The organism is Oceanimonas sp. CAM02, assembly GCF_032842915.1.
Lineage (GTDB): Bacteria > Pseudomonadota > Gammaproteobacteria > Enterobacterales > Aeromonadaceae > Oceanimonas > Oceanimonas smirnovii.
Map to the genome: position 1 here is coordinate 69892 of NZ_JAWJBK010000040.1, position 6500 is coordinate 76391.

General features: G+C 52.6%; 3 protein-coding genes. All 3 read left to right on the top strand.

All coding sequences use genetic code 11. The features are described 5' to 3' along the window. Positions 1-235: 235 nt before the first annotated feature. The 3 genes from R0I78_RS14365 (at position 236) to R0I78_RS14375 (ending at position 6193) form a co-directional block, all read left to right on the top strand. The gene (locus R0I78_RS14365) at positions 236-1576 is read left to right on the top strand and encodes a hypothetical protein (protein ID WP_317075817.1); all 1341 of its coding nucleotides are present in this window, start codon (positions 236-238) and stop codon (positions 1574-1576) included. Between the two features lie 350 nt (positions 1577-1926). Then, positions 1927-4020, top strand: coding sequence for an elongation factor G (gene fusA / locus R0I78_RS14370; RefSeq protein WP_019935950.1), 2094 nt, complete (start codon positions 1927-1929; stop codon positions 4018-4020). Positions 4021-4675: 655 nt separating this feature from the next. Next, entirely contained in the window at positions 4676-6193 is a 1518-nt protein-coding gene (locus R0I78_RS14375; protein WP_106451756.1) for an LA2681 family HEPN domain-containing protein, read from the top strand. Positions 6194-6500 lie beyond the last annotated feature (307 nt).

A 6500-nucleotide genomic window follows, 5' to 3' on the forward strand; every position in this document is an offset into this window, starting at 1 on the left:
TTTGTTCGTTATGGCCTGCAGGCACAGTGTTGTGCCTGTGGGCTTTTTTGTGTTCGTCATTCCGGTACAAGTTCAGCATGACGGATCCGGAATCCATACTACAGGCAACCTTGGTAGCTTTGCGCCAGCTGAAGCGGTATCTACAAACAACATCTACTTACAGCTGACAGCTTACAGCTCACGGTGTTTATGGTTATGATCTTTCCTCTGTTTAACTCCACCACCGGAGCTTATTTTGCTCGCTACGCTTTATTCGCTGTTTCCTCTGCCATTGCGCCGGCAACTGGCCGGCATGCTTATTCTCGCTGCCATGCTCATGATAGCCGCCGGCCTGCTGGGGCTGCCCCTGGCACCACACTGGGCGGGACTGGCTTATTGGGGAGCGGCGGCGCTGTTGTGGCAAGGGCTGGCCCGGCGTAACCGCACCCAGGCGCTGGTGCTGCTGCTGGTGGGCGGCGCTTGTCTGGCCTGGAGTGCAGGGCAGGGGGCAGACATAGATCCGCAGCGGCTGGTGGCAGGCAACAGCGGGCTGCTGTCCATGCTGGTGGCGGTCAGTTTTTTAAGCCTGGTGAGCCGGCCACAAACCGACGATGACGAACGTGCTCCCAAAGGCAAAAAGGCGCTGGCGTCTACCCTGGCGGCGGTGCATCTGTTTGGCTCTGTCATTAACCTGTCTTCTGTCTTTATTATCGGCGACCGGCTGGCAAAGCAAGGCAGCGTAACCCGGGAGCAGGCGCTGGTGCTTATTCGTGGTTTTACCGCAGCGGCCTTCTGGTCTCCTTTTTTTGCCGCCATGGCGGTGTCGTTAAGTGTGGCACCCAATGCCAGCCTGGTCCGCCTGTGGCTGGTGAGCATGCCGCTGGCGCTGTGCAGTTTGCTGCTGACCGGCTGGCAGCTAAGTCGCCGGCCGGCTCATACGGAAAACGCCCCGGTGCAGCAGTTTGCCGGCTATCCGCTGCATGCCGGCGGCCTGTTGTTGCCCGGTTTGCTGGCGATGGCGGTGCTGGCCATGCATCAGTGGCAGCCGCAGTTATCCATTCTGGCAGTCATCACGCTAATGGCACCGGCACTCACCCTGATCATGCTGGCAGTGAAACGGCAGCCACCGCTGGCGGCGGTAAACGGGCTGACCCAGGGCCGGCTGCCGCAAATGGGCAATGAGCTGGCGCTGTTTCTGGCTGCCGGTGTGCTGGGTTATGGTCTGGAAAGTCTGTTTTCCACCCTGGGCGGCAGCCTGCCGTTAACCCGGTTTGGTGCTGTGGAGGCCAGCGTCACTTATCTGGCTACGGTCGGGTTGTCGTTACTGGGCATTCATCCCATCATCTGCATTGCGCTGGCAGGTGCTGTGCTGATGCCGCTGGAGCCTGATCATACCCTGCTGGCACTGGTGTTTTTGTCGTCATGGGCGGTGGGCACCTCTACCGGGCCGCTTTCCGGCATTAATCTGGCCTTTCAGGGGCGCTACGGGCTCGATTCATTTCGCATTATGCGCTGGAACCTGAGCTATGCGGCCATCATGTCGGTATTGGTGGTGGCAGCTATTTTTATCCTGACGAGTGTGCCGGGGCTGGCATAAGCTGAAAGAGGGTGTCACAATCCTGCTGAACAGGGCAGTAATGAAGCCCACGGGAGATAAGCGTGAAATTTATCTGGCTCAAGGTGTTACTGACCGTGATTATCTTTGCCGGCCTGTTTGGTTGGGTCTACTACAAAGTAGCCAACGGCGGTATATGAGTGCACTGGCATAAAAAAACGGGCCGGAGCGCGAAGACAAATCTGCACAAAAAGTACACGTAAACCCGCTTTGGCCATTTGCGCAGGGGCGGGTTCTGCTGCATAATGTGCGCCTCGAATTCTGAGGTGCGGTGTGCTGGTACTCTTCGCATGCTCCGTCTACTTCTTCAATCAACCATATAAAGTTGCATCATGTCTGATTTATCACATTACAGAAACATCGGTATTTTTGCTCACGTTGACGCGGGCAAGACCACCACTACCGAACGTATCCTCAAGCTGACCGGTAAAATCCACAAAGCGGGCGAGACCCACGATGGTGAGTCCACCACCGACTTCATGGAGCAGGAAGCCGAGCGCGGTATTACCATTCAGTCTGCAGCCGTAAGCTGCTTCTGGAAAGGCCACCGTTTTAACGTTATCGACACTCCCGGACACGTTGACTTCACCGTTGAAGTATACCGTTCACTGAAAGTACTGGACGGCGGCATTGGTGTGTTCTGTGGTTCCAGCGGTGTTGAGCCTCAGTCTGAAACCAACTGGCGCTATGCTAACGAATCCGGCGTTGCCCGTCTGATCTTCGTAAACAAGCTGGACCGCCTGGGTGCCGACTTCCTGAACGTGGTTCAGCAGACCCGTGACGTGCTGGCTGCCAACCCGGTTGTTATGACTCTGCCCATCGGCCGTGAAGACGAGTTCAAGGGTGTTGTTGACCTGCTGACCCGTAAAGCCTGGATCTGGGATGACTCCGGTGATGCCGACAACTACACCATCGAAGACGTACCGGCCGACATGGTTGAGCTGGTTGAAGAGTACCGTGAAAAGCTGATTGAAAGCGCCGTTGAGCAAGACGACGACCTGATGGAAGCCTACATGGAAGGTGAAGAGCCTTCTATCGAAGACATCAAGCGTTGTATCCGTAAGGGTACCCGCACCATGGATATCTTCCCGGCCTACTGTGGTTCCGCGTTCAAGAACAAAGGCATGCAGCTGGTGCTGGACGCCGTGAACGACTACCTGCCGAGCCCGACCGAAGTTGATCCGCAGCCGCTGACCGACGAAGAAGGTAACGAGACCGGCGAATACGCCATTGTTGATCCGGATGCGCCGCTGAAAGCACTGGCGTTCAAGATCATGGACGACCGTTTTGGCGCCCTGACCTTCGTACGTATCTACTCCGGCCGCCTGAAGAAGGGTGACACCATCCTCAACAGCGCCACCGGCAAAACCGAGCGCGTAGGCCGCATGGTTGAAATGCAGGCCGACGAGCGTACCGAGCTGGACTCTGCCCAGGCTGGTGACATCATCGCCATCATCGGTATGAAGAACGTGCAGACCGGTCACACCCTGTGTGACGTCAAGCACCCCTGCACCCTGGAAGCCATGGTGTTCCCCGAGCCGGTAATCTCCATCGCCGTTGCGCCGAAAGACAAGAACGGCTCCGAGAAGATGGGCGTGGCCATTGGTAAAATGGTTGCTGAAGATCCGTCTTTCCGCGTTGAAACCGACGAAGATTCCGGTGAAACCATCCTGAAAGGCATGGGCGAACTGCACCTGGACATCAAGGTAGACATTCTGAAGCGTACCTACGGCGTTGAGCTGATTGTAGGTGAGCCGCAGGTAGCCTACCGTGAAACCATCACTTCTCAGGTTGAAGACAGCTACACCCACAAGAAGCAGTCTGGTGGTTCCGGTCAGTACGGTAAAATTGACTACATCATCCGCCCGGGCGAAGCCAACACCGGTCTGGTGTTCAAGTCTTCCGTAGTGGGTGGTAACGTACCGAAAGAATTCTGGCCTGCCATTGAAAAGGGTGTTGCCAGCATGATGGGTACTGGTCCTGTTGCCGGCTTCCCGGTACTGGACATTGAGTTTGAGCTGGTTGATGGTGCCTACCACGCCGTTGACTCCTCTGCCATCGCGTTTGAAATTGCCGCCAAGGGCGCTTTCCGTCAGTCTCTGCCGAAAGCCAACCCGCAGCTGCTTGAGCCGATCATGAAAGTTGACGTGTTCACTCCTGAAGATCACGTAGGTGATGTAATTGGTGACCTGAACCGTCGTCGTGGCATGATCAAAGATCAGGTAGCTGGCATGACCGGCGTACGCGTTAAGGCTGATGTACCCTTGTCCGAAATGTTCGGTTACATCGGTCATCTGCGCACCATGACTTCTGGCCGTGGCCAGTTCTCCATGGAATTCTCTCACTACGCTCCCTGCCCGGCCAACGTTGCCGAGAAAGTGGTAGCCCAGGTGAAAGAGCGCAACGCCGCTGAAGCCAAGAAGTAAATTCGGTTAATTCCGGTTACTTTGATAAAAACCGCTGCTCCGGCAGCGGTTTTTTTATGCCTGTAATATTAGCGAACGCAATGCACAGCAGCAGTGGGGATTGCCGAAGCTGCTTCGTGGGGCCTGGTCTCAACCCTGTGAAAAATCCACAAAATAGTCCGTTATGCGCAGCAATCGCTACATGTGGCTGATCAACATGTTTCCGGTTGAGCACTCAATACTTATTTCTATCTGATAAAAACATAACAGTCACAATTGAAACCCAGCCATGACTGGGCCAGAATAGCTGCATCAAATTGAGAGCCAGCAGGGCACGGCGGCCCGTAACGCTTGGGCGGTAGCGTGCCTGATGCTGATGTTTTATACAGTGAATTGGCTGATTTTCAGGTTGGCTGCGCACTATCTCCAGACCATGCTCGTGTACAACAAAACCGGCTCAAAAAACGCTGTATTTTGAAAAGGTTACGGCAGGCGAATGTTGATAACGAGCAAGCGGCCGTTGATAGTGAGCGTGCTCATTTTTGCTCATTGCTGCATACGGAAATTGAGTGATAATTTGTTTATTATCAATGGGTTAGGCGTGGGTGCTGCTCTGGTGTGCAGGAAGAAATATGAGCGTGCTTACTATTATAATGTTAGATTTTCAGGAGGCTGAGTGGAATTAGCTGAACAAGCGGAAAAGCTGAATCGCTTGGTGGATGAGAGCCCGCAGGAAGCTATTCGTCAAGCGCTGGAGCTCTCCGGGAGTATCAACATTGATATGTTGAAAGCAGCCATTCTGGTGGACGCTGGAGGGTTACTGAAGGACTTTGATTCAGTCTTTAAAGGAGTTGAAATTTTTCGGCTTGTTGTCGGCAAGTGTAAAGAAAACTCGGAACTCAGTTATAACTTGGCGAATGGCCTGCACGCTCTTGCCTTGTCTACGAGGTACGAAGGGTATAGCTGGTATGGAATAACTGAAAAGTATCGATTAGAGGCACGCCAGCTCTACTACAAAGCAGCGATTGATTCGGAAGCAACTCATGACACTCGGTCTCAGTCCTTTACTAATTTGGGTAATCTTCTTTGGTCCTCCTATCGCTGGGTAGAAGCATATGACTTTTATTCTCAAGCCTTAGAGGAAAACCCAGAAAACGGGGTCGCAAGCTCTGGCGCCTTAAAAATGCTCAGATATGCATTGAATCAAGGCTTGGGCGATCCCGGATTGGTGAAGTCAGAAATTGAACACCTTGCAGATCATGTTAAACAGAATATCGAAACAATATATTCATACTCTGGTGAGTATGGGGTAAACGGGATCACCGGCGAAATAACTGATATTCGTCCAGTCCAAAAAACAGAGCAAGTCGCTCATATTGATAGCTATGAGGGCTTCGTCGTAAAAAACAATCTGACGCTCTCGCCGACCATTCACTCCCACGCACATGGTTCTCAATACTGGGATAATATTAATATAGCGTCGGTAGTATCGACTACAGGATCAGGCGGGAGCGTTCCTGAGATTTTTGCGATGGTCAACGTCCTAAAATCTGAGTACATCCTGGCAAGGCAATTACTCTTCGACGCATGCCACGAGCGCTTCAAAGAAACTGGTAATTATAATGACACTCTCGATTATGCTTGCTACGGAGTAAATCAGTCAGCTTTGGCTTTGGCCCAACGTAGTGCTTTGGACATCCTTGATAAAATCGCGGTGGCTTCACTGTCTTACTTGGGGATCGATGGCGCCAAGGGCGCATCGATGAAGACTGCCTGGTTTAAGAAAGTTAAGAAGGGCCAAAAATCGAGAGAGTTGGCTCCAGTGATTGAAGAAGAGGTTGAGAAAGGCAATACCGCACTTCTGGCAATGACTGAAATTTCTAGAGATTTATCGAATGAACAGGGTTTTTTGGCAATAAAACAGAGCTCGAGAAATTCCTCAACACATCGATTTACAGTGCTCCACGACATGGGGTTGCCACATGAGAATGGCGAGACAGGTTGTGTTGAACACTACCGTTTTCAAGAGTTTGCACGCGAGTCTCTCCAAACTCTCAAGCTGGCTAGGGCTGGGGTGGTTTATTTCGTGCAAATGGTCCTAATTAGAGAAAGACGGCTCTCCGGGGAGAGAGACGGTGTTTCTTTACCACTATTCGTGCCCTCTCATGAGTATATCCGTGGGCGCGAGGAGTGAAAATCTAACAAGTGGCTGTTGGCGGACGCTGGATCTCACCCGCTTTAACGGACACACCTCGATAACGCAGAGAGGTGAGCCATGCCAGCTTACAAAACGGGAAAGCGAACCCAGCAGTACAGCAACGACTTCAAGATAAAAGCTGTCCTTTGGAGCCATGAAGAGCACAGGGCAAGATCATGAAAAACCCTTATGTGGCAAGGCTTTCAGCGGGGTAAAAATGAAAACACTAGCAGCCACTTTGTACACCGGAACGCACGTTTTTTGAAGAAAAATGTCGATTTTCAAGGATCGCTTTGACGATCAG

Bases quoted from the DNA above. Each gene is read 5' to 3' on its own strand.
- fusA (WP_019935950.1), top strand. From the start codon at position 1,927: ATGTCTGATTTATCACATTACAGAAACATCGGTATTTTTGCTCACGTT.